This window comes from Streptomyces sp. NPDC048001 (assembly GCF_043203115.1).
Classification (GTDB): domain Bacteria; phylum Actinomycetota; class Actinomycetes; order Streptomycetales; family Streptomycetaceae; genus Streptomyces; species Streptomyces sanyensis.
Map to the genome: position 1 here is coordinate 110,505 of NZ_JBIDBN010000013.1, position 23,657 is coordinate 134,161.

A 23,657-nucleotide genomic window follows, 5' to 3' on the forward strand; every position below is an offset into this window, starting at 1 on the left:
AAGGGGCGGAAGAGGAAAGATCGGTCGCCGGGGATAACGATTCCGATTCGGAACGGTTGTAGGACGGTATGAAGGGGGACCGCGTCCGCTTCCGTCCATAGGATTCCCGCGTGCTCACGGGGCACTTGAGACTGCTGGCGAGACTCACCCATCACGCATCACACGTGTGCGCATCCGCGCGTCCATGCGGGATCTCGCCCGGAGGGGAATTCTGTGTTTGATCTGTTCTCTGCGGCCGCCTCGACCGGGCGTCGCACCGTTCGCCGGCGCATAGCCGCCGCGGCCGCCACTGCCGGCCTGGTTGCCATGGGCACGCTCACGGGGGCCGGTACCGCCGTCGCCGACGACGCCACCGAGCACCACGGGGGCGCCGTCGCGACTCTCGACGGGCTGAAGACCTTCGACTACGCCAAGATCAAGGGCGTCAAGGATCCGCTGCCCGCCGGTCTGTTCGAGATGAGCGTCGAGGGCGGCGGCCACCTCAAGACCTACTGCATCGACATCCACAACCCGACCCAGGACAAGGCGAAGTACCTGGAGACCCCCTGGGCCCAGACCTCGCTCGGCTCCAACGACGACGCGGGCAAGATCCTCTGGATCCTCCAGAACTCGTACCCGCAGGTCGACGACCTCTCGGCGCTCGCCGAGAAGGCCGGTGCCAAGCGGCTGACGGCGGAGACCGCCGCCGCCGGCACCCAGGTCGCCATCTGGCGCTTCTCCGACGGCGTCGACGTCAAGGCCAAGAACAAGCAGGCCGAGAAGCTGGCCGACTGGCTGGAGGAGAGCGCCCAGAACCTCCAGGAGCCGAAGACCTCGCTCACCCTGGAGCCCAACGCGGTCTCCGGCAAGGCGGGCAGCCGCCTCGGCCCGGTCACCGTGCAGACCAACGCCTCCGAGGTGTCCGTCGCGGGCCCGGCCGACTCGGCCGCCACCGGCGTCAAGGTCACCGACAAGGACGGCAACGCCCTCACCACCGCGGCCAACGGCTCGGAGCTCTACTTCGACGTGCCCGAGGGTGCGGCCGACGGCTCGGCCGAGCTGACCGTCCAGGCGACCACCTCCGTCCCGGTCGGCCGCGCGTTCGCCAGCGCCAGCAAGAGCCAGACGCAGATCCTGGCCGGCTCCAGCGAGACCACTGTCACCGCCAAGGCGAGCGCGAACTGGGCCACCGAGGGCGCCATCCCCTCCGTGACCGCCGAGAAGAACTGCGTCAAGGGCGGCGTGGACGTCACGGCGAGCAACGAGGGCGACTCCCCGTTCACCTTCGAGCTCGCGGGCGAGAAGCACACGGTCGGCGCGGGCGAGTCGAAGACCGTGACCGTCCCGGTCGCCGAGGACCAGGCGTACGACTTCACCATCACCGGTCCGAACGGCTTCTCCGAGCGCTTCCAGGGCGTGCTGGACTGCGAGACCCAGGGCACCCCGGCGCCTGAGACGCCCGAGGACGAGGAGACCCCCTCCTCCGAGCCGAGCCCGGCCACGGCCGGCGGCTCCTCCGCGGGCACCGACGGCGGCTCCGGCGGCGGCGAGGACCTGGCCGCCACCGGTGGCTCCAGCGCGACCCCGATGATCGCCGGTATCGCGGTCGTCCTGGTCGTCGCGGGCGGCGCCGCGATGTTCATTCTGCGCCGGAAGAAGGCGGTCTCCGGAGAGTGATCTCCGGCGGGTGACCCGCCCCTGAAGGCTGTCGACGGGCCCGGTGCGCTGCGCGCGCCGGGCCCGTCGGCGTGCCCGCGCGCCGGGCGCGCGGGGGCGGCCCGATCCGGCCGCGCGCGCACCCCGTACGCGGCCCGCCCGCACCCGTGCGCCGGGCTCCTCCCGGGCCCTCGACCGCCGGGGCCACGCGGTTTTCGCCCACGGCCCCGCGTACGGCAAGATGGGTGTATCTGCCCATCCACTGCCTGCCGGACGGTTTCTCTTGGCTGAGTACATCTACACGATGCGCAAGACGCGCAAGGCGCACGGCGACAAGGTCATCCTCGATGACGTGACGCTGAGCTTCCTGCCCGGCGCGAAGATCGGTGTGGTCGGCCCCAACGGCGCCGGTAAGTCCACCGTGCTCAAGATCATGGCCGGACTGGAGCAGCCGTCCAACGGCGACGCCTTCCTGTCCCCCGGCTACACGGTGGGCATCCTCCTGCAGGAGCCCCCGCTGGACGAGGACCGGACGGTCCTGGAGAACGTCCAGATGGGCGTCGCCGAGGTCAAGGGCAAGCTCGACCGGTTCAACGCCATCGCCGAGGAGATGGCGACGAACTACACGGACGAGCTCATGGAGGAGATGGGCAAGCTCCAGGAGGACCTGGACCACGCGAACGCCTGGGACCTCGACGCCCAGCTCGAGCAGGCCATGGACGCCCTCGGTTGCCCGCCCGCCGACTGGCCGGTCACCAACCTCTCCGGTGGCGAGAAGCGCCGCGTGGCCCTGTGCAAGCTGCTGCTGGAGGCCCCCGACCTGCTGCTGCTCGACGAGCCCACCAACCACCTGGACGCCGAGTCGGTCCAGTGGCTGGAGGCCCACCTCGCCAAGTACGCCGGCACCGTCGTCGCGATCACCCACGACCGGTACTTCCTCGACAACGTGGCCGAGTGGATCCTGGAGCTCGACCGCGGCCGCGCCCACCCCTACGAGGGCAACTACTCCACCTACCTGGAGAACAAGGCCGCCCGGCTCAAGGTCGAGGGCCAGAAGGACGCCAAGCGCCAGAAGCGCCTGAAGGACGAGCTGGAGTGGGTCCGCTCCAACGCCAAGGGACGGCAGGCCAAGTCCAAGGCCCGTCTGGCCCGCTACGAGGAGATGGCCGCCGAGGCGGACAAGATGCGGAAGCTGGACTTCGAGGAGATCCAGATCCCGCCGGGCCCCCGTCTGGGCAGCGTCGTCGTCGAGGTCAGCAACCTCTCGAAGGCCTTCGGCGAGAAGGTCCTCATCGACGACCTCTCCTTCACCCTGCCGCGCAACGGCATCGTCGGAGTGATCGGCCCCAACGGCGCCGGCAAGACCACGCTCTTCAAGATGATCCAGGGCCTGGAGAAGCCGGACTCCGGCCACATCAAGGTCGGCGAGACGGTCAAGATCTCCTACGTCGACCAGTCCCGTGCCAACATCGACCCCAAGAAGACGCTGTGGGCCGTCGTCTCCGACGAGCTGGACTACATCAACGTCGGCCAGGTCGAGATGCCGTCCCGGGCCTACGTCAGCGCCTTCGGCTTCAAGGGCCCGGACCAGCAGAAGCCCGCGGGCGTGCTGTCCGGCGGTGAGCGCAACCGCCTCAACCTGGCGCTCACCCTCAAGCAGGGCGGCAACCTGCTGCTCCTCGACGAGCCCACCAACGACCTGGACGTCGAGACGCTGTCCTCGCTGGAGAACGCCCTGCTGGACTTCCCCGGCTGCGCCGTGGTCGTCTCCCACGACCGCTGGTTCCTCGACCGCGTCGCCACCCACATCCTGGCGTACGAGGGCGACTCCAAGTGGTTCTGGTTCGAGGGCAACTTCGAGTCCTACGAGAAGAACAAGGTCGAGCGCCTCGGCCCGGACGCGGCCCGGCCGCACCGCGCCACGTACAAGAAGCTCACCCGGGGCTGAGGCGAGCGACATGGCCCGTCACATCTACCGCTGCCCGCTGCGCTGGTCGGACATGGACGCCTTCGGGCACGTCAACAACGTCGTCTTCCTGCGGTACCTGGAAGAGGCGCGGATCGACTTCATGTTCCGGCTGGCCCCGGGCGACGGCTCGCCCTCCTTCTCCGGCGGTTCGGTGGTCGCACGGCACGAGATCGACTACGTGCGGCCCCTGGTCCACCGCCACGAGCCGGTGGTCGTCGAGTCCTGGGTGACCAGGATCAGCGCGGCGTCGCTGACCATCGCCTACGAGGTGAAGGAGGCCGGCGAGCCGGACACGGTGTATGTGCGGGCCTCGACCGTCGTGGTGCCCTTCGACCTGGCCGCACAGCGCCCGCGCCGGATCAGCGCAGAGGAGAAGGCCTTCCTCAGCGAGTACCTCGACGCCCCGGCGGAGAGGCCAGAGGACGCCGTCGCCGCATGACCCCCCGGACGCCCGTGCCCGTACCCGTGCAGAGCCTGCACCTCGCCGACGCGAAGGAGGCGGAGGACCTCTCCGCCTTCCTCGCCCGGCTGATCCACTACGACCGCGCCGCGGCGGTCAGGATCCAGGCCGGCGGGGAGGCGCTGGCCGTCTTCGGGCGTCCCCCGTCCTTCGAGGTGCTGGCCATCCGCACGGCACGGCTGGCCGAGCCCGCCGCGATCGACACGACCGTCTCCGCCGGGGAGCTTCTGGAGTCCCTCGACGGGAACAGGTGCACCGTCCCCGCGGCGGTCACCGGGCCGCCGTGGGCCGGGGTGCTGCCGCCTCGCGGCGGCTGGCACGGGCTGGCGGGACTGCCCCCGGTGCGCGAGCTGAGGGGCGCGGTGGCCGAGGCCGTCGCCGAGTTCCGGGCCCGCGACGAGGCGCTGCCCGCCGGGGAGCGCACCCGGGCCGGGCGGGACCGCATCGGCCGGGAGATCTGGTCCCGTACCGTCGGCGGCACCGGGCTGCCCCTGAGGGCCGTCCACGCGGCGCAGTCCCTCGGCTTCCTGCGGCCGGGCGCCCCCGCCGACCTGCTGGCCGCGAGCGGCTGGCTCCGGCTCCGGACGCCCTACGGGTCCGTCGCCGTGCGCACCGGGGGCCTCGGCGGCCTCCCGCTCACCCCCCGCCGCGCCTGAACTCCCGACCCGCCGTGCGTGGCCGCCCGGCAGGGGCGTTACCGGGCCCGTCCGCCCGCCCCCGGTGCCGACGCCCGGGTGCGCGGGGCTATCCGGGGGTGTTCACCATCGACGCGGCCGCATAGACCAGGTAGTCCCAGAGCTGCCGCTCGTGCTCGGGGGCGAGCCCCAGCCCGTCCACGGCCGCCCGCATGTGCCGCAACCAGGCGTCGTGGGCCGCGCGGTCCACGGTGAAGGGGGCGTGCCGCATCCGCAGCCGCGGATGGCCGCGGTTGTCGCTGTAGGTGCGGGGCCCGCCCCAGTACTGCATGAGGAAGAGCGCGAGCCGCTCCTCCGCGGGCCCGAGGTCCTCCTCCGGGTACATCGGCCGCAGCAGCGGGTCCCCGGCCACGCCCTGGTAGAACAGGTGGACGAGGCGTCGAAAGGTCTCCTCGCCGCCGACCTGCTCGTAGAAGGTCTGCTCCTGAAGCGTCCCGCGCGGAATCTCGTTCACCCGTACATCGTCTCAGACGACCCGGCCGGGGCCGGAAGTCCTAGGACCGCCGCCCGGGTCCCGCCACTGCCGCCGGGATTACCGCGCCGGTGGCCCCGCGGGCGCGGGGGCAGGACAGTGGAGTCATGTCCGCGCACACCTCCGGCCACGCCCCCGCCGACCCCTTCGCCGGTCCGGGCGCCCGGGCACGGGCCGCGCTGGTGAGGGAGATCGTCGCGGACGGGGGGCTGTCCGACCCGGGCTGGCGGTCGGCCTTCGCCGCGGTGCCCCGCCACCTCTTCGTCCCCTGCTACTTCGTCAACCGCTCCGGGGTCTACGAGCGCATGTGGCGCGAGGATCCGGACCCGGAGGAGCGGGACCGCTGGCTCCACGGCGCGTACGAGGACGCTCCGCTGGCCACCCGCCTGCGCGACGGGACCCTGCTGTCCTCCTCCAGCCAGCCCTCGCTGATGGCCCGGATGCTCCAGGCACTGGAGGCGGCCCCGGGTGACCGCGTCCTGGAGATCGGCGCGGGTACCGGGTACAACGCGGCGCTGCTGGCGCACCGGCTCGGCGACGCCGCGGTGACCACGGTGGACGTCGAGCCGGAAGTCGTGGAATCGGCGCGGCGGCACCTGGACGAGGCCGGGTACCACCCGGTGGTGGCCGTGGGGGACGGCTCGCGCGGCCATCCCGGACGCGCGCCCTTCGACGCCGTGATCGCCACCTGTGCACCCGCCTCGGTGCCCGACCCGTGGATCTCCCAGTGCCGGCCGGGAGCCCGGATCGTCGCACCGCTGTCCACCGGGGTGATCGCCCTGCGGGTGGGGTCCGACGGGAGGAGTGCCGAGGGGCGCTTCCTGCACACCTCGGCGTACTTCGTGCCGCTGCGCGGCGGAGCGGCGCCCCTGGAACCGGGTGCGGGCGGACTGCCGCGGCGTGCCATCGAGAACGACCTGTTCCGCTTCCTGCTCACGCTCACCGCGGGCACCCTCGACCCGCGCGAGGCGCTCTCGCTGTGGGAGCGCGAGCACCGGCCCGGGCGGCGGCGCTTCGGCGTCACGGTCGGCGGCGGGCGCCAGTGGGCCTGGCTCGACGACCCCGAGGGACCGTACGCGTGGCCGCTGGGTGCGGCGGGGGCCTGACCGGGGCGCGCACCGGGTGCTCCGGGCCCCGCCGCGGCCCCCGGCCCGCACCGTCCGGACCGCGGCCGTGCCCTGCGGCGGCCCTTCAGCCCCGGCGGAGCGTGAGGGTCGTCCAGGCCCCGACGTGCACCTGGTCGCCGTCGTGGAGCGGGACGGGGACGTAGGGCTGGATCGGGTCCTCGGCGCCGTTGAGCGTCGTGCCGTTGGTCGAGTTCTGGTCCACCACGGCCCAGGAGCCGTCGGGCTGCTGCACCAGCACCGCGTGCTGGTGGGAGACGCCCGGGTCCTCCGGCGGCACGGACAGGTCGATGTCGGGGGCCTCTCCGGTCGAGTGCCGGCGCCGCCCGATGGTCACCTGGCTCCCGGTGAGCGGCACGTGCCGCTCGGGGGAGTAGGCGGGCAGGTTCAGCGCGGCCGCCTCGGGGCCGCTGCGCTGCATCATCGCGGTGAAGTACGCGCGGTCCGGCCCGACGACCGCGGTCCAGGTGGCCGGGCCGGGCGGGGGAGCCGGGAACTGCGGGGGGTGCCCCGCCCCGTACTGCGGACCGCCCTGGGGGTCCTGGTGCGGGCGGTCCTGGTGCGGCGGGAAGCCGCCGTGCCCCGTCTGCGGTCCCTGGTGCCCCGGTGGAGCGGACTGGTCCGACGAGGGCGCCTGCTGCCCGTGGGGCGGTGGCGGTGACATGGGCCCGTGCGGTGCATAAGGCCCCTGCGGCGGCTGGGGCGCAGCCGGTCCCTGCGGCCCGTGGGGTGCGGAAGGCCCGTGCGGCCTCGGGGGCGCGGGAGGGGCGTGCGAAGCCTGGGGCGAGGGCGGCGGGGGAGGGGACTGCGTCCGCGACGGAGGCGGCAGCAGCCAGTCGTCGCCGCCACCGGTCTGCTGCGGTGCTACCGGGGGACCGGGCTCCGTCTGCCGGAAGGCGCCCGGAGCGGGCGGTGCACCCGGCGGAGGGAAGCCCGGCGGGGGCTCGGGGGCGCCGGCCTCCGGGCCGGGTTCCTGGCCGAGCGGCTCGGCGGGCCGGTTGACCTGCGAGGGCCGCGAGTCCTGGTAGGCGAAGGAGTCGGGGTGCCGGGTGCCCTGGACAGGCGCCCCCGGGGCCCCCTGCTGCGGCGGCGGTCCCGTCCGGAAGGCGGGCGGCAGGTTCGGCCCCGGTGTGGACGGCGGAGCGAGGGGCGTGTACGACGTGGCCGTATGGGTCACGAAGTTGTACCGGCACTCCTCGCAGAACGACGCCGCGGCCTCCCGGGGAGTGCGGCACTGCGGGCAGAGTTCGGCCTGGGCGGTGGCGTGCGGACCGGCCGGCCCCGGGTAGCCGTACCCGGGCGGCGGGGGAGGCTGCGGCATCGCTCCCGGAGGAGCACCGGCACCGCTCATGCGATGGCCGCACACCTCGCACCAGTCGTCGGAACCCGACTGATGTCCGTTCGGGCAGGTCGGCATGTCGGCGCTCCCCCCTCTCCCTCTCGGCCCCCCGGGGCCGACTCGCTTCTGCTCGGACGTGCCTGTACGCGTCCTGGCGGCCGGCGCTGCCGACCCTTCCGGCCGCTACTTCTTCACGCGAACGGTCTTGGTGGACCGCGTGTCGAGCGCCATCTCGTCCGCGTCCGCGACCTTCGTCTTCAGTCGCACAGTACCGGTCGCGGCGTCGACCACCTCCACCACCTTCGAAAGGAGTTTCGCCGTGTCCCTGTTCCCCGAGCGGGCGGCGAGCTGGACGGCGCGGCCCAGTTTCGCGGTCGCGCCGCCGAAGTCCCCCGACGCGCGCGCCCGTAGGCCCTGCCGGATCGCCTGCGCCAGCTCGGCCTGCCCCGTGTAGTGCGCCACCTGGGGGTTGATCCGCGTGGACATGGCCGGGTCCGCCGTCCAGACCGCGCGGACGAGCCCCTGCGACAGCACCTCGGGGGCGTCCGCATCCGTCGCGGGGAGCACGAGGGAGACCCGCGCCGCCAGCATCTCCCGGCCCACCTCGGCCGGTGGGACGCGGACGCACAGGTGGTAGTCGCGGGACTCGTCCCCCCAGGAGCCGGTCGGGTAGTCGCCGGCCCGCGGGGGAACCTCGGCGCGTCGCCCGGTCAGGTCCTCCACGGCCGGGGCGACCTGCTTCACGAACACGATCCCGGCCCCGGCGGGAGTCCACACCCGCAGCCGCACATCGGCCACCGACTTGCCCATGGCGCGCTCCGCGATCGCGGTGAAGTCCCCGGCCAGACCGCTCGGGTCGGCGACGATATCGGCCGTCCCCAGCAGCGCCGAGGCGATCCGGGTGACCTCCCGCACCTCCCAGTCCGTGCCCACGCCGCGGGCATCGCAGGTGAAGCGTCCCGCGCAGGCGTCGAGCGCGGCCCGGAGCGCCTCGGGCGACTCGTGCTCGTTGCGCCCGTCGGTCAGCAGCACACCGTGCCGGATGGACACCTCCGCGGAGCCGAGCAGCCGGTCGGCCAGCCGCAGCCAGGTCCCGATCGCGGTGCCCCCGCCGGGCGTCAGCCCGCCCAGAGCCTCCTTCGCCGCGGCACGGGTGGCAGGGCCCGCGACGGCCAGCCGGCCGCCGCCCGGGTAGACCTCGACGGCCTCGTGGGTGCCCGCCACCACGGCGAAGGCGACCCCGTCGTGCAGCGTGTCCAGGGCCGCCGCCGTCGCCTCCCGGGCGTGGCGCAGCTTCGCGGGCGGGTAGTCCATCGAGCCCGAGCAGTCGACCATGATCACGAACCCGGCCCGGGCACCGGCGGTCCCGGCCGTCCCGCCGCCCGTCGCGGTCGCGGTCACCACGGCGTGGACCTCGCTCCCGCCCTCGGGGAGGAACTCGTTCTGGTGGATGCCGACGGAGAAGCGGGGCACCGGGGACTTGGCGAACACGGCCATCTGATCGGCTCCTTGCGGCTCCACGGGAGCGGGACGGGGACGGACGGTCGGTCGGATCCTGGGCGCGCCGCGGGTGGAGCGGCGCGCTCCCGAGGGACGGGGCGGCGCGTCACCCGGGTGCGGCCGCGAGGCGGAGGACCACCCTCCTGCCGTGCGCACCCGGACGACTCCGGCAACGCGGCGGGTGCGCCTGCCGGGCGCCCCGTGCCGGGCGGGACCTCCCGCGCACCTCCTACTCCCCGCCGCCGGCGGGCCCCGGCCCCTCGGCGGCCACGGCGAACGGCAGCACGGCCACCGTCACGTTGTCGTGGCCGCCCCCGTCGAGGGCGTGGCCGACGAGGGTCCGCGCACTGTGCAGCGGCCGCTCGGCGGCGTCCGGCGGCACGGCGCGGGCCATGTCCTGCGCGCCCTCGGCGTAGTTCCACAGGCCGTCGGTGCAGACCACCACGACTCCCGGGCGGTCCGGTTTGAAGGCCGCCGTGTGCGGCTCCACCTCCAGGGCGTCGGCCCCCAGCCAGCCGGTGATGGCGTGCGCCCGCTCGTCGGCGTACGCCTCGGCCTCGTTCATCAGGCCCGCGGCGACCATCTGCGCCGCCCAGGAGTCGTCCTCCGTCAGGCGGGCCGGAGGGCCGCTGCGGTCGTCGGGCACCCAGTAGGCGCGGCTGTCGCCGACCCAGCCCACCACCAGCAGCCCGCCGGCGCAGACCGCGCCGACGATGGTGCACGCGGGCGCGTTCCGGTGCCGGTGGTCCTCCTCCGGCACGGCTTCGCCGGTGTCGGCCAGGGAGCCGACCGCCTCCGCCGCGGCCACGATCGCCTCGTGCATGGCCTGCTGCGGGTGCGTGCCGCGGGGCAGCGAGGTGAGCAGCCGCTCGCTCGCGGCGCGGGCGGCGGCCTCGGAGGCCTCGTCGGGCCGGGTGGCCGAGGACACGCCGTCGCAGACCACGGCGAGGACCGCGGGGGAGCCGTCGGGCAGTGCCGTCGAGGACACGGCGAACGCGTCCTCGTTGCGGTGGTGGCGCAGTCCGCGGTCGCTGACCGCGGCCACCGCGCCGAGCTCCTCCTCGATGTGGTCCCGCTCGCGGGGTTGGGCGTGCCCGCAGTTCTCGCAGTAGCCGTCGGTGTCCACCCGTCCCGACCGGCAGGCCACGCAGGCCCGGCCGCGCGCCGCGGGCGCCGCGACGGGCGGGTGCACCGCCCGGGGGTCCACCGCTGGCGGAGCGGCGGGCCGGGGGGCGGCGAGCTCGAAGTCACCCGGATGGTCGTGGCGCACCGGGGCCGGACCGGGCTCCCGCTGCGCCGCCCCGCGGCCCGCGTCCGCGACGGGCTGCGGCGCCGCGCCCGAGGGGGCGGGCGGCATGGCGGGCGCCGGGACGGCCGGCGCGGGTGGCGTGGCGGGCGGTGGCACGGCCGGCGCGGGCGGGGTGGCGGGCGGCTCGGACGCGGGCGCGGCCGGAGCGGCGGGGGCCCGGTGGTCCGGGAGTTCACCGCCCCCGGAGTCCGTGCCCGGGAGGTCGCCGGGCTGCTGGGTGCGCGGCGCCAGGCCGGAGGTGTCCGCGCCGTCGGCCGCGGGCCACTCCACCGGGGCGCCCGAACCCGCCGGGGCCGGCCGGGCGGGCGCGGGGAGCACGGACAGATCACGTCCGCAGACCCCGCAGAAACGGTCGCCGGGTTCCACCGGCTCCTCGCAGCCGGGGCAGGACTGCCTCACGGCCGACTGGTCCATGTGCGCCATCGATCACACCCACGTCCGGGGGCGGTAGCGGTTCGCCCGCTCCACCATCTCTCTCCGCTCCTCCCCGTGCCGGGCGAGCCGGGCGAGGACCCGGAAGGAGCGCTCCAGTCCGAAGCGCAGGCCGCGCTCGTCCAGTTCACTGCCGAGCAGCACCGCCGGTGCGCCCGCGCCCGGTACGGCCGGAGAGGCCGCGGCGGGCGGCCGGGCTCCGGGACTACCGGAGAGTACCCAGTCCAGCGCCGCCCCCAGGACCTCCGTCGCCAACTCCTCCCGGCGGACCGCGTCCAGACCGAGTCCGGCCAGCGCGTCCACCTGCGCGGCCGCCGCCGAGAGGTCGGGCAGCAGCGGCTCCCGGGCGGCGCGCGACCGGAGGCGCGAGCGCACGGAGGCCACCCGGGCCGCGGTGTAGTGGATGGACGACTCCGGCACCGACTCCAGGGTCACCACCGCACCCTGGCGGTCCCCGGCGGCGAGCTGCACCCGGGCGAGCCCGAAGGCGGCGCTCACATGGCCCGGGTCGGTCGCCCAGACGAGCCGGTAGTAGTCGGCCGCGTTGTCGAGCTGCCCCAGCACCTCCGCGCACAGGCCCAGCGCCAGCTTGGGCGCGCACTCGCCGGGAAAGGCGTCGTACACGGCGTCGAAGGCGAGGGCGGCCGAGGCGTCGTCCCCGGTGACCAGAGCCCTGACGCCCTGGTACCAGACCACCCGCCAGTCGTCGGGGTGGCGGCTCTCCAGGGCGGCCAGCGCCCGGGCCGCCGCACCCGCGTCGCCGGCCTCCCACCGGGCCCGCACCTCCCGCAGCAGGGTCTCCGTGGAGGCCGCGGGCACCGAGCGCAGCGCGGCCAGCACCTCCGCCGGGGCCGCCCCCGCCACACCGGCGAGGAAGCCCGCGTTGGGGTCCTCCGGATCGACCCGCGGGACGGGGAGCGCCAGGGCGCAGGCCCGCACGTCGAGCGGCGCGAGGTGCGGGGCCAGCGGCACCGGGGCCCGCATCCCGCCGGTCGGCACGCCCCCGGTGCGCTGCGCGGGGACAGCGCCCGGCGAGGGCTCCGCCCGCCCACCGCGACCGCGGGCCCCGAGCTGCGACACCTCCCCGCCCCGGCGCGGGAACAAACCGGTGTCCGGGACGCGCAGTTCGGGCCCGAAGAGGGAGGAGACCGCGGGGCGGGGGCGGCCCGTCTGGAGGGCGATCACCTCCCGGAGCACCCCCGTCAGCTGCTCGGCCATCTCCTGCGCCGAGGCGAACCGCCGGGCCGGATCTGGGTCCGTCGCACGGACCAGCAGCCGGTAGAACGACTCGTACGCCTGGAAGGCGGGGATGTGCTCCGGCTCCGGCAGGCGGTCCACGAAGACGTTGGTGTAGCCCTGGAAGTCGAAGGTGAGCACCGCGAGGGTCCGCGCCACGGTGTACAGGTCGGACGCCACCGACGGGCCGAGTTCGGCGACCTCGGGGGCCTGGTAGCCGACGGTGCCGTAGATCGCCGACTCCATGTCGTCCATCCGCCGGACCGCGCCCATGTCGATCAGCTTCAGCTGGTCCTGCTGCTGGATGGCGTTGTCCACCTTGAAGTCGCAGTACAGCAGGTTCCGGCTGTGCAGGTGGCCGAGCGCCTCCAGTGCCTCGATCCCGTAGGCGCACGCCTGCTCGACGGGCAGCGGGTCGCGGCGCCCGTCGGGGCCGCGGCGGGCGTTCGCGATCTGCTTCAGCGACCTGCCGCCCACGTACTCCATGACGATGTAGCCGTCCAGGGAGCCGGTGCGCTGGTCGAGGTGCTCGACGAAGTTGTAGATGCGCACGATGTTGGAGTGCTCGATCTCGGCGAGGAACCGCCGCTCCGAGATCGCGGCGGCCATCGCGTCCTGGTCCCCGGTGTCCAGCAGGCCCTTGAGGACGACCCACCGGTCGGACACGGCCCGGTCCACGGCGAGGTAGACCCAGCCCAGACCGCCGTGCGCCAGGCAGCCCGCGATCTCGTACTGGCCGTGCACGATGTCGCCGCCCTTCAGCTTCGGCACGAAGGAGTACGGGTGGCCGCACTGGGTGCAGAAGCCCTCGGTGCGGCCCGGCCGTCCGCCGCGGGCGCGGCCCACCGGCGCGCCGCAGTCGGACCGGGAGCAGAACCGCTTGCGCTCCGGGACCTCCGGGCGGGCCATCACCGCCGACCGGGGATCGGGCCGCGGCACCTCCGGCACGGTGACCAGGCCGGCGCCGAGGCGGTTCCGCCCGGAGGAGGCGGAGGCGGAGCCCGAACTGCGCACCGAGACCGAGCGGGCCCAGGCGCCGGACCCGCTCAGCGAGCGCGACAGCCGCCCCGACACCGACCGGCGGGAGGAGGACGAGCGGGCCGAGCCCTGCGAGGAGCGGGCGCTGCCGCGGGAAGGGGACGAGCCCGGACCGCCGCCGGCCACGCCCGTGGGGGGCGAGGACACCATGCCGGTGGGCGACACCACGGGGGCGAGGCCGCAGGTGCCGCAGTACAGCTCGCCGCCGCCCATGTCCTCGTACGCGCCGCCGCAGCCGGGACGCTGGCACTGCCGGTCGCCGTTCATCCGTTCCCTCCGCGGTCCTCGGCCCGGAACCCGCCGCCGGGCGCGCCCGCCCCGGCGACGGCGTCCTGGTAGCGCAGGACCGCCTGCTCGGCGGCGCGCAGATCGCAGGGGGCGCTCCACAGCATCCGCCGCGCCGTGTCGTACCACCCGGCCAGCACCGGGTCCTCGGCCAGTCCCTGGCGCGCCGCCTTGGCGCGGTAGGCGTCCAGCCGTCCGCGGAGCTCCGCGCGGACGGCGAGCGGCGCGGTGACGGCGCCCAGCGACTCCCGGGCCCGGTGCAGCTCGTCCTCGGCCTCCCGCTCCAGCGACTCCAGGAGCGGCGAGAGGCGGTGCCACCGGGAGTGCCTGCGGTGGTCGGCGGCGAGCGCCAGCCGCTCCTGGAGGGCCGTGGGCGGGCCGCCGACGGCCGGCACCTCGCAGGACGCGATCTTCGCCAGCACCTCGCCCCGGGCGGTGCGGGCCTCGGCGAGGGTGCGGTCCGCCCGGGAGAGCACGTCCCGCAGGCGGAGCAGGCGCTCCTCGGCGTCCTGGCGCACCTGCAGCACGGCCTCGATCTCCCGGCGGACGTCCTCGAGGTCGCGCGCGGCACGGTCGTACCGCCGGGTGTCGGGGCGGCCGCCGCCGGGGGCCGAGCTGCCGGGTGCGGCCTGCCAGAACCGCAGCGGGTCGGTCAGCACCTGGGCCCGCAGGTCGGCGAGTTCACGGGTGAGGGAGTCCAGCTCGTCGCCGGCCGGGTGCTCACCGGGACGCACACCCGCGGAGTGGGCGAGCGACCTGGTGCGCCGGAGCTCGGCGGCGAGCAGGTCTATCCGGGCGGGCAGCGCCGACCAGACCGCGTCCGCCGTGATGATCGTGTCCAGCGAGGCCGCGTAGAGGTCGTTCATCCGGGAGACCAGCTCCTCCAGGGTGAACGCCTCCGCGAGCCGGGCGGGGGCTCCGCCGGACCCGGGGTGCGCCGCGGGCGGGGCGGCCACGGTGACGCTGCGCCCCTGCAGCCGTTCGGTGAGCTCCGCCAGGTCCTCGCGGCTCGGCCAGCGCCGGCGGGCGCGGAGTTCGCGGATCCGGGCCAGCGCGGCGGCGTAGGCGTCGAAGCAGCTCCACAGCAGGGCGATCGACCGCTCGGCGGCCGCCCAGCGCTCCTCGGTCGTGCCGCTGAGTTCGGCGCCTTCGAGCAGGCGGCGTCCGGCGTGGTCCTGGAGTGCGAGGAGCGAGGTCTCGACGGCCTCGTGCTCGGCGTCGAGCCGGGACAGGGCCCGGTCCACCCCGTCCCGGTCCATCACCCGCCCCTGCGGTGCCCCCGCGGAGTCGGGGAAGGGTTCCGCGACGCCCATCGATCAACTCTCCTCTCCCGCACGAGCCCGCGGTGTGCGGGCTGCCGTTCCGCCGTGTGTCCGTGTGTCCGTGTGTCCGTGTGTCTGTGTTCCGTGCCTGCGCGCCCGTGCCCTCTGCCCGACCTGCGACCTGCGACCTGTGCCTGTGCCTGTTGCCTCTGCCGTGCCCATGACGGCCTCGGTGCCGCGGCGTGGACCGCCCTCCTGCCCGGGGCCCGGTGCGGCCCCTGCCCTGTCCGCTACCCGGCCCGGTAGATGGGTTGCGGGGGCCCGGTGACACCCGGCAGGTCGGCCTCCAGCCATGTGCGGTAGGCCTCCATCCACGGGCCCTTGCGGTACTCCTCCAGCACATGGTTCACCCGGCGGACCAGATCGTCCTTCCCGAGCTCGGTGGCCACCCCGTAGTACTCCGTGGTGAAGGGGCCGTCGCCCTTCAGCTCCACCGCCGGGTCCTGCGCGGCCTGGCCGGCCGCCAGGGCGTTGTCCGTGACGATGGCGTCCACCAGGCCCAGTTGGAGGCGGACCAGGCAGTCGAGCGCGTTGGGCACCGTGAGGAGGTCCTCGTCCTGCGGCTGCCCGTCGTGCTCGTCCTGGAAGACCGCGCCGAAGCTGTTCCGCTCCAGGGCCTCGTAGGCCGTCGACCCCTCGGCCGAGCAGACCCGCAGGCCCTCCAGCGACGCGTCGTACCCGGTGACCGGCGAGCTCTTCGGCGCCAGGACCTGCTGGCCCGCCCGGAAGTACGCGGTGGAGAAGGCGACCTGCTCGATGCGGTCGCAGGTGATCGTCATGGTCCGCACCACGATGTCCACCCGGCCGGTCTCCAGGGCCGGGATGCGCTGGTTGGTGGGTATCGCGCGGAATATCACCGCGTCGGGGCTGCCGAGGATGTCGGCGGCTATCGCACGCGCGAGGTCGATGTCGAAACCCTCCAGCCCACCGCCGACCGGATCGCGGTAGCCCCAGCGGTAGCTGTTCTGGTCGATGCCGACGATCAGCTTGCCGCGCTGCCTGATGGCGTCGATGTTCGGGCCGCCGGCCGTCGACGGGCGCAGCGACGCCTCGGGGTCGGTGCAGTCCTCCGCCTCGCGTACGGCGCCGCGCTCCCGGCCCGCGGGGGCGGAGGCGAGCGGCCCGCCGGCGGGAACGGAGGAGAGCGCGGGCAGGGCGAGCGAGGCCACGAGCGCGCAGGCCGCCGCCATCCCGGCGACGCCTCCCCAGCCGCGCAGCCGGAAGCGGCCCGCGCGCCCGCCCGCGGCACGTCCGCGGACCGGTTCCCGTTCGCTGTTCCCGTCGTGGTCCGTCATCGCTCCTCCTCTCACCGGTACTCCGCCAGCCTGCGGTTGACGCCCAGGATCGCGGCCACCGCCCCGGCCAGCGTCAGCAGCGCGGCCCCGGCCGCCAGCCCGTCGAGCGCCGAACGGCCGGCGACCGCCGCCGCCGTGAACTCCCGCTGCTCGTGGGCCAGCGCCTCGGCGAGCGCCGCGTCCACCGCGTCGAAGCACTCGTTGGTGGAGCCCTCCCGGCCTATGACCTTCCGGACGGCCCCCTCGTAGTCCCCCTCCCGGTCGGCCCCGGCGGCCCCGTCGTGGCGCGTCCGCCATTCACCCATGGCGCGCACCGCGGTGTCGACGGGGCGGCGGCCCTCCTCGTCGTCGGCGTGGTGCAGGGCCTTCTCCAGGGCCGCGCCCAGGGTGTCCATGGTCTGCGCGTACTCGGCGGCGTACTTGTCGTCCTTGCCGTCGTCGGTGAGCACCGCTCCCCGGGCGACCAGGGTCAGGTTCTCGTTGGCCCGGGCCCGCAGGGCGTCGATCCGGGCGTCGTTGAGGACGTCGAGGGAGCGCTGTGCGTGCACGTCCGCCTCGTGCAGCCGGGACGAGGCGAGTGCCTGCGCTCCGACCACCCACAGCAGCACCAGGGCGGCCGCCACCGTGGCGCCGAGCAGCCCCCGGTTGAAGACCCGGTTGGTGAGGCGGTAGTTGCGCCGCTGCGCCCAGCCCAGCACCGCGAGCGCCACCACGCCCGCCGCCGGTGCGGCCAGCGGCCAGGAGCGTGCCGCCTCGTGGTCCGCCTCCAGCCGGGCGGACTCGGCGAGATGGAGTCTGCGCGCCGCCGGCAGCAGTTCCTCGGTCATCAGGGCGTCGGCGTACCGGAGGTAGGCGCCGCCCAGGGGTCTGCCCAGCCGGTTGTTGGCACGCGCGGACTCGATCAGCCCGGTGTAGCGCGGGAGGTACTCGTTGAGCTGGGCTATCTGCCGCCCCGACTCGCTGGACGCGTCGGTGTGCGTGGCGGCCGTCACCAGCAGCCGCGAGGCGCGGGAGATGTCCTGCGCGTACCGCTCCCTGACGGCAGGTGACTCCTCGGCTCCGGCCAGGAAGCCGGTGGAGGCGGTGGTGTTGGCGTCGGCGAGCGAGCGGTAGACCGAGGCCGCGTCGCGGCTCAGCGGCTGGCTGCGGCCCACCACGTCGTCCGCGGCCGCCGCGCGCTCGGAGACCGCCACGGCGGCGGTGACGCCGAAGACGGCCAGCAGCACGGCCAGCAGGGCGCCGGTGATCCGCAGCCTGCCGGGCTCGGTGGTGGCCGCGCCGCTCATCCGGCGGCGGACGCCGGCCAGGGCGCCGCCACCGCCGGCCGGTTCCGTCTGCGCGGGGGCGTACGCGGGCACGGGCTCGGGGCCCGGGTGGACCGGGGCGGCGGCCTGGTGCGCCGTCCCCCCGTACGGCGGGTGTGCCACGTGACCTCCCCCTCGGTCGTCGACGGCCCGCTCCCCGCGCGGGCACCGGGATGGCTCCCGGCCAGAAGTATGGCCGCAGGGGACTGTTTCACACCACAGCTGACGCGATCATGTGCCTCTCCGGTGCACGGCACCCACCTCGCGGCCGGGCTCGTGCACACCCCCTCGTCGTCCCCACCCTGTATACGCCCGCCGCCCGCGGCCGGTTCCCCACGAACGGGTGAAATGCCGTTCCGGAGAGCGAAACGGGTCGGAAGCGGATGCGGCAGGCGTGAGCGGGCGCGCGGCCGGGGCCCGTCCGCGCCCCCGCCGGTCCGCCGCCGCGGGCCCGCCCGCGAGGCGTGTCCAGGGCCCGGCCGGTGCTCAGCCCGCGTAGTGCGCCCGCAGCCGCTCCCGGGCCTCCGGACCCGCCCCGATCGCGTCCATGCCCAGCAACGCGGCCCCCAGCACCGGTGGCGCCGTCACCAGGTGGACCACGGCCTTCGGGGCCCGGTCGGCGAGGAACTCCGCGATGTCGGCGTGCAACTGGGGATGGCGGGAGGCCAGCACACTGCCGCCCAGCACCAGGGGCGCCGGCTCGTCCAGCAGGTCCAGCCGCCCCAGCGCCACGGCCGCCATCGCGACCACCTCCTCGGCCTGGCGCCGCACCAGCGCACGGGCCGCGCGGTCCCCCGCGGTGCTGGCCGCGAAGAGCACCGGGACCAGTTCGTGGCGGCGCGGCGGTGCGATCCTGCCCAGGTGCAGCGCCTCGATCAGCGCGTGCACCGACGGGAGGCCGAAGTGCGCCGGCAGGAGGCGTGCCAGCTCCGAGGGCTCCCCGCGCCCGTCCTCCGCGCGGGCGGCGCACCACAGGGCCTCCTCGGCGAGGCCCCCGCCGCCGCCCCAGTCGCCGGAGAGCCTGCCGAGCGCCGGGAAGCGGGCGGTGCGCCCGTCGGGGAGCATGCCCGCGCAGTTGATGCCCGCTCCGCACACCACCGCCACCCCGCGGGGCTCGTCCAGCCCGGCGCGGAGCACGGCGAAGGTGTCGTTGCGCACCTCGGTGGTGCGCCCCCAGCCGCGGTCACCGACGGCCGCGGCGAGTTCCGCCTCCTCCACGGGGAGGTCGGCGTTGGCCAGCGCGGCGGAGACGTGCTCCGCGCCCTCCAGGGGCGCTCCCGCGCTCCGCGCCCCGGCCAGCGCCCGGTCGACCGCCTCGCCCAGGACGTCGACCGCGGAGGCCACCCCGACCGCCGGGGGGCGGAAGCCCCCCGCGCGCCCGGAGGCGAGGACGGTCCCGTCGGCCGCGACGAACGCGGCGTCGGTCTTGCTGTTCCCCGCGTCGATGGCGAGGACGGCGGCTCTCAGGCCCACGGCAGGTGCTCCCGGTTGTGTGCGATCAGACGGTCGGTCAGCTTCTCGGCGTAGGTGTACTGGCCGATCAGCGGGTGGGCGAGCAGGGCCCGGAAGACCCGTTCGCGTCCCCCGCGCAGCGCGGCTTCCAGGGCCAGGTCCTCGTAGGCCGCGACGGCGGAGACCAGCCCCGTGTACAGCGGATCGCCTCCGGCCACGGGCAGCGGCTGCGCGCCGTCGCGGCCCACCCGGGCCTGCACCTCCACCACGGCGTCGTCGGGCAGGAACGGCAGGGTCCCGCGGTTGAGGGTGTTGACGACCTGGTAGGGGCTGCCGCCGCCGCCCAGCAGGGCGGCCGCCAGGTCGACGGCCGCCTCCGAGTAGAAGGCGCCGCCGCGCCGGGCGAGCAGCTCGGGCTTCTCGTCGAGTGCCGGGTCCGCGTACATCTCCAGCAGGCGCTTCTCCATGGCGGCGACCTCCGCCGCCCGCGAGGGCCCGGAGCGCTGTTCCGCGACCACCTCGTCGTGTGCGTAGAAGTAGCGCAGGTAGTAGGACGGGACGACGCCGAGCCGCTCCAGCAGGGGCTGCGGCAGCCGCAGTTCCTCGGCGATCCGGCCGCCGTGCCCGGCCAGCAGGCCGGGCAGGACGTCGGTGCCGCCGGGCCCGCCCAGGCGCACGCCCGTCTCCCAGGTCAGGTGGTTGAGCCCCACGTGGTCCAGGTGCACCTCGGAGGGCGCCACGCCGAGCAGTCCGGCGAACCTGCGCTGGAGCCCGATGGCCACGTTGCACAGGCCGACGGCCCGGTGCCCGGCCCGCAGCAGGGCCCTGGTGACGATGCCCACCGGGTTGGTGAAGTCGATGATCCAGGCCCCGGGGCTGGCGCGGCGGACCCGCTCGGCGATGTCCAGGACGACGGGCACGGTGCGCAGCGCCTTGGCCAGGCCGCCCGCGCCCGTCGTCTCCTGCCCGACGCAGCCGCAGTCGAGCGGCCAGGTCTCGTCCTGCAGCCGGGCCGCCTGGCCGCCGACGCGCAGCTGGAGCAGCACGGCGTCCGCGCCGTCCACCCCCGCGTCGAGGTCCGCGGTGGCCGTGACGGCCCCGTCGTGGCCCTGCCGGGCGAAGATGCGCCGGGCCAGGCCGCCGACCAGCTCCAGCCGCTCGGTGTCCGGGTCGATCAGGACCAGTTCGGTCACCGGCAGCGTCGCGCGCATCCGGGCGAAGCCGTCGATCAGTTCGGGGGTGTAGGTGGAGCCGCCCCCCACCACAGCGAGTCTCATGTGCGGTCTGCCCTTCACTCCGGTCGGTGTGGCGCCTTCGACGAAGGCCTTGCGTGCGTGGAAGCTGCGGGTGCCGTGCGAAGCGGCCGGGGATCCGGGAGCGCTCGGCGGACGAGGGCGCGGCAGGGCGGCGGGAGCCCCGGGCGGTTCGGTGCGGTCCGCCCGCGTCGCGGCGCCCGGGCGGTCAGCGCGAGGTGTCGAACACCTCGTCCCGGGTGGCGGCCAGCGCGCTCTCCAGCGCGCCGCGCAGCACCGGCCCCTCCCGCACGGCACCGGCCACCAGCTTCGGCCGGGGTGCGGCGAGCTCGGCGAGCTCGGCCCGGACCCGCTCGCGCAGCGGTTCTCCCCCCGCGGCGATCACCTCTCCGGCCAGGACCACCAGCTCGGGGTCGAGCACGGACACCAGGGAGGCGAGGCCGGTCGCCAGGCCGGTGGCATAGCGGTCGAGCAGGCGGGCGCAGGGCCCGGTGTCCGAGGCGGCCGCGCGGGCCAGCAGCTCGGCCGCGGCCTGCGCGTGCGGCCCGCTGCCGACGTCCTCGACGCCCAGCTCCCGGGCGAGCTCCCGCACCGCCCGCGCTCCCGCCAGGTCCTGGAAGCCTCCGCTGCCCGTGCGGGCGACGTTGCGCACCAGCGAGGTGCCGGGCACGGGCAGGAAGCCCACCTCGCCCGCGCCTCCGGTGAAGCCCCGGTGGAGCCGCCCGCCGATGACCAGGGCCGCCCCCAGGCCCTCCTCGTTCCACAGCAGCACGAAGTCGCCGTGGCCCCGGGCGGCGCCCAGGCGCTGCTCGGCGACGGCGACGAGGTTGACGTCGTTCTCGTACTCGACGGGCATCTCCAGGGCGGCGGCGAGCTCGTCGAGCAGGGTGGGGGAGTGCCAGCCGGGCAGGTGGGAGGCGTAGCGCAGCCGTCCGGTGGCGGGGTCGAAGGCGCCGGGGGTGGCGACGACCAGGCGGCCGACCCCGGCCCGGGTGATGCCGGCGGCCTCCACGGCTCCGTCCAGGGCCGCCGTGACCTGCCGGACCACGCCCTCGGCGCGCCGCCCGGGGGTCGCGAGCTCGTAGCTGCCGACCACGGTCCCGGTGAGGTCGGCGACGGCGGCCCTGATGCGCAGCGGTGTGACGTCGAGGCCGGCGGCGTGGGCCGCCCGAGCGTTGACGGCGTACAGCTGGGCGCCGGGTCCCGGACGCCCCGCGGTGGTGCCCGTGGCGACGACCAGTCCGGCGGCCTCCAGACGGGCCAGCAGCTGTGAGGCGGTGGGCTTGGAGAGGCCGGTGAGGGTGCCGATCCTGGTCCGGGACAGGGGGCCGTGCTCCAGCAGCAGCTCCAGCGCGGCCCGGTCGTTCATGGCGCGCAGGACCCGCGGGGTGCCCGGGGAGGAGGTGGGTGCCGGGCCGGGCGGGGTGCCGGGGGGCGGGCCCATGTGCATCCTCCAAAGACTGTTAGGAAAGTTTCCTGTTCGTCGTTGACCGTACGGGCCCCGGTGGCCGGAGTCAACGGCCGGGCGCGGTCGCCGCGGACGCGGACGCCCCCGGCGACCGGTCCGGTCGTCCGGGGGCGTCCGCGGCGTGCCCGTCCGGGCCGCGCTACTTCGAGAGGTTGGTCGGCGGTATCGGCGAGGCGGCGATCGACTGGGGCGAGGTGTGGGAGGCGAAGGCCGAGGGCGCGGCCACGCCCGCGGTCGGGTCCGGGACCTGCTCCTCGCCCTGCTGGGGCAGACCGCCCACGATGCGCACCCCGGCCGCGTCGAAGGCCCGCTTGATCCGCCAGCGCAGCTCGCGCTCCACCCCCAGCGCCTTGCCGGGCATGGTCTTCGCGGAGACCCGGAAGGTCATCGAGTCCAGCAGGACCTCGGTCAGGCCCAGCACCTCGACCGGGCCCCACAGCTGCTCGTTCCACGGCTCGGCCTTCGCGACCTCGTCCGCGACCTCCCCGATCAGGGCCTTCACCCGGTCCAGGTCCTCCGTCGGCCGGACCGTGACGTCCACGGCGGCCGTCGCCCACCCCTGGCTCAGATTGCCGATCCGCTTGATCTCGCCGTTGCGGACGTACCAGATCGCCCCGTTCTCCCCCCGCAGCTTGGTCACCCGCAGGCCCACCTCGACCACCTCGCCCGAGGCCACCCCCGCGTCGATCGAGTCGCCGACGCCGTACTGGTCCTCCATGATCATGAACACTCCGGAGAGGAAGTCCGTGACCAGGTTGCGCGCCCCGAAGCCGATCGCCACGCCCGCCACTCCCGCGGAGGCCAGCAGCGGGGCGAGGTTGATGCTGAAGGCCCCGAGCACCATCAGGCCCGCGGTTCCCATGATCAGGAAGGAGGCTATGGAGCGCAGGACCGAGCCGATCGCCTCCGAGCGCTGACGCCGCCGCTCGGCGTTGACCAGCAGGCCGCCCAGGGTGGTGCCCTCCACCGCCTGCGCGGAGCGGTTCATGCGTTCTATGAGCTTGGTCAGGGCCCGTCGGACCAGCATCCGCAGCGCCAGGGCCACGGCGATGATCAGTGCGATGCGCAGCCCGGTGTTGAGCCAGGTGGACCAGTTCTCCTCGACCCAGCCCGCGGCGTCGCTCGCGTGCCTGGCGGCCTCGTCCAGGGTGACGGGGGCGGGAGACGGATCGGATTCCGCGCGGACGGCGGACCAGGACGCGGTCACGGGGGTGAACCTCCAGGCGTGCGATGGGACCCGCGACAACCCTAGCGGCGGCGGTACGGGCGTCCGGTGCGGTTCCGTCACGGGGAGACGCGGCTCACGGCGGGGGAGAAAAGGGGCGGAACCGTCCGCCTCGTACAACACCTTCAGCCCGTTACCCGTACGTGGTGGCGCTCCGCACGGCCCTGAGGCGAAACTTGAGGCAGATCGTCCCGGCGCGAGCCACGCGCCGCCGGCGTACAAGGAGGCATCCGTGCCGCATGTCCTGGTCCTCAACGCGTCGTACGAGCCGCTCGGCGTCGTACCGCTCCGCCGCGCGCTCGTCCTCGTCCTCGAGGGCAAGGCCCTCTGCCTCGAGGAGTCCGGCGCCTTCCTGCACAGTGCGACCCGTGTCGTCGCCGCGCCCAGTGTGGTGCGGCTCAAACGGTTCGTTCGGGTCCCCTACCGGGGGCCCGTTCCTCTCACCCGCAAGGCCCTGTTCGCCCGCGACGGCGGACGCTGCATGTACTGCGGTGGCGTCGCAACCAGCGTCGACCACGTCATCCCGCGCAGCCGCGGCGGACAGCACGCCTGGGAGAACGTGGTGGCGGCCTGCCGCCGCTGCAACCACGTCAAGGCCGACCGGCACCTGCGGGAACTCGGCTGGCACCTGCGCCACCAGCCCGCACCGCCGAGCGGCCTGGCGTGGCGGATCATCGGCACGGGCCACCGGGACCCGCGCTGGCTGCCCTATCTGCAGCCCTACGGCGCGGACGACGCGATGGCCCGTATCGACGGCGTCTCCGCCTGAGGGCGGCGCCGTCCCCCGGTGCCGGGGCCGGTGCGGCCCCGGCACCCGCCGTCCGCGGCGGCGCGGGCCGGCGGA

The 23,657-nt window shown here is 75.1% G+C and carries 18 protein-coding genes; 6 read left to right on the forward strand and 12 right to left on the reverse strand.

Annotation, left to right across the window (positions count from 1 at the left end):
* Nucleotides 1-306 precede the first annotated feature (306 nt).
* The 4 genes from ACGF15_RS23910 (at nucleotide 307) to ACGF15_RS23925 (ending at nucleotide 4,720) form a co-directional block, all read left to right on the forward strand.
* Nucleotides 307-1,656 carry a Cys-Gln thioester bond-forming surface protein gene (locus ACGF15_RS23910; protein WP_392801791.1) on the forward strand — a complete coding sequence of 450 codons (1,350 nt, stop codon included), beginning with the start codon at nucleotides 307-309 and terminating at the stop codon, nucleotides 1,654-1,656.
* A gap of 262 nt (nucleotides 1,657-1,918) precedes the next feature.
* Nucleotides 1,919-3,583, forward strand: coding sequence for an energy-dependent translational throttle protein EttA (gene ettA / locus ACGF15_RS23915; RefSeq protein WP_345610825.1), 1,665 nt, complete (start codon nucleotides 1,919-1,921; stop codon nucleotides 3,581-3,583).
* A 10-nt stretch (nucleotides 3,584-3,593) separates the two neighbouring features.
* Entirely contained in the window at nucleotides 3,594-4,043 is a 450-nt protein-coding gene (locus ACGF15_RS23920) for a thioesterase family protein (RefSeq protein ID WP_345610823.1), read from the forward strand.
* Nucleotides 4,040-4,720 (forward strand): hypothetical protein, encoded by a 681-nt coding sequence (locus ACGF15_RS23925; protein WP_345610821.1) that lies wholly within the window; start codon nucleotides 4,040-4,042, stop codon nucleotides 4,718-4,720. The genes ACGF15_RS23920 and ACGF15_RS23925 overlap by 4 nt, the downstream gene beginning before the upstream one ends.
* 88 nt (nucleotides 4,721-4,808) lie before the next feature.
* Here the strand turns inward: ACGF15_RS23925 and ACGF15_RS23930 are convergent, their stop codons facing one another.
* Nucleotides 4,809-5,213, reverse strand: coding sequence for a globin (locus ACGF15_RS23930; RefSeq protein ID WP_345610819.1), 405 nt, complete (start codon nucleotides 5,211-5,213; stop codon nucleotides 4,809-4,811).
* A 125-nt stretch (nucleotides 5,214-5,338) separates the two neighbouring features.
* Here ACGF15_RS23930 and ACGF15_RS23935 point away from each other — a divergent pair, with 125 nt between their 5' ends.
* Nucleotides 5,339-6,337, forward strand: a complete 999-nt coding sequence (locus ACGF15_RS23935; RefSeq protein ID WP_345610815.1) for a methyltransferase domain-containing protein — start codon at nucleotides 5,339-5,341, stop codon at nucleotides 6,335-6,337.
* A gap of 85 nt (nucleotides 6,338-6,422) precedes the next feature.
* Here ACGF15_RS23935 and ACGF15_RS23940 read toward each other — a convergent pair whose 3' ends face one another.
* The 11 genes from ACGF15_RS23940 to ACGF15_RS23990 form a co-directional block, all read right to left on the reverse strand.
* Nucleotides 6,423-7,772: an FHA domain-containing protein gene (locus tag ACGF15_RS23940; protein WP_392801796.1), complete on the reverse strand. Its 1,350-nt coding sequence runs from the start codon at nucleotides 7,770-7,772 to the stop codon at nucleotides 6,423-6,425.
* 105 nt (nucleotides 7,773-7,877) lie between these two features.
* The gene (locus ACGF15_RS23945; RefSeq protein WP_345610806.1) at nucleotides 7,878-9,191 is read right to left on the reverse strand and encodes a VWA domain-containing protein; all 1,314 of its coding nucleotides are present in this window, start codon (nucleotides 9,189-9,191) and stop codon (nucleotides 7,878-7,880) included.
* A 232-nt stretch (nucleotides 9,192-9,423) separates the two neighbouring features.
* Nucleotides 9,424-10,926, reverse strand: a complete 1,503-nt coding sequence (locus ACGF15_RS23950) for a protein phosphatase 2C domain-containing protein (protein WP_392801799.1) — start codon at nucleotides 10,924-10,926, stop codon at nucleotides 9,424-9,426.
* 3 nt (nucleotides 10,927-10,929) lie between these two features.
* Entirely contained in the window at nucleotides 10,930-13,476 is a 2,547-nt protein-coding gene (locus ACGF15_RS23955) for a tetratricopeptide repeat protein (protein WP_392801802.1), read from the reverse strand.
* Nucleotides 13,473-14,807 carry a hypothetical protein gene (locus tag ACGF15_RS23960; RefSeq protein ID WP_392801805.1) on the reverse strand — a complete coding sequence of 445 codons (1,335 nt, stop codon included), beginning with the start codon at nucleotides 14,805-14,807 and terminating at the stop codon, nucleotides 13,473-13,475. The genes ACGF15_RS23955 and ACGF15_RS23960 overlap by 4 nt, the downstream gene beginning before the upstream one ends.
* Nucleotides 14,808-15,046: 239 nt before the next feature.
* Nucleotides 15,047-16,111, reverse strand: a complete 1,065-nt coding sequence (locus ACGF15_RS23965) for a glutamate ABC transporter substrate-binding protein (protein WP_362614292.1) — start codon at nucleotides 16,109-16,111, stop codon at nucleotides 15,047-15,049.
* Nucleotides 16,112-16,122: 11 nt separating this feature from the next.
* Nucleotides 16,123-17,538, reverse strand: a complete 1,416-nt coding sequence (locus ACGF15_RS23970) for a hypothetical protein (protein ID WP_392801808.1) — start codon at nucleotides 17,536-17,538, stop codon at nucleotides 16,123-16,125.
* Between the two features lie 363 nt (nucleotides 17,539-17,901).
* Nucleotides 17,902-18,888, reverse strand: coding sequence for an N-acetylglucosamine kinase (locus ACGF15_RS23975; protein ID WP_392801811.1), 987 nt, complete (start codon nucleotides 18,886-18,888; stop codon nucleotides 17,902-17,904).
* Nucleotides 18,879-20,144, reverse strand: a complete 1,266-nt coding sequence (locus ACGF15_RS23980; RefSeq protein WP_362615806.1) for a 6-phospho-beta-glucosidase — start codon at nucleotides 20,142-20,144, stop codon at nucleotides 18,879-18,881. Before ACGF15_RS23980 ends, ACGF15_RS23975 begins: the two co-directional genes overlap by 10 nt.
* Nucleotides 20,145-20,328: 184 nt before the next feature.
* Nucleotides 20,329-21,564: an ROK family transcriptional regulator gene (locus tag ACGF15_RS23985; RefSeq protein ID WP_345610790.1), complete on the reverse strand. Its 1,236-nt coding sequence runs from the start codon at nucleotides 21,562-21,564 to the stop codon at nucleotides 20,329-20,331.
* Between the two features lie 163 nt (nucleotides 21,565-21,727).
* Nucleotides 21,728-22,795 (reverse strand): mechanosensitive ion channel family protein, encoded by a 1,068-nt coding sequence (locus ACGF15_RS23990; protein ID WP_345610787.1) that lies wholly within the window; start codon nucleotides 22,793-22,795, stop codon nucleotides 21,728-21,730.
* 250 nt (nucleotides 22,796-23,045) lie between these two features.
* Here ACGF15_RS23990 and ACGF15_RS23995 point away from each other — a divergent pair, with 250 nt between their 5' ends.
* Nucleotides 23,046-23,582 (forward strand): HNH endonuclease, encoded by a 537-nt coding sequence (locus ACGF15_RS23995; protein WP_256523157.1) that lies wholly within the window; start codon nucleotides 23,046-23,048, stop codon nucleotides 23,580-23,582.
* Nucleotides 23,583-23,657 lie beyond the last annotated feature (75 nt).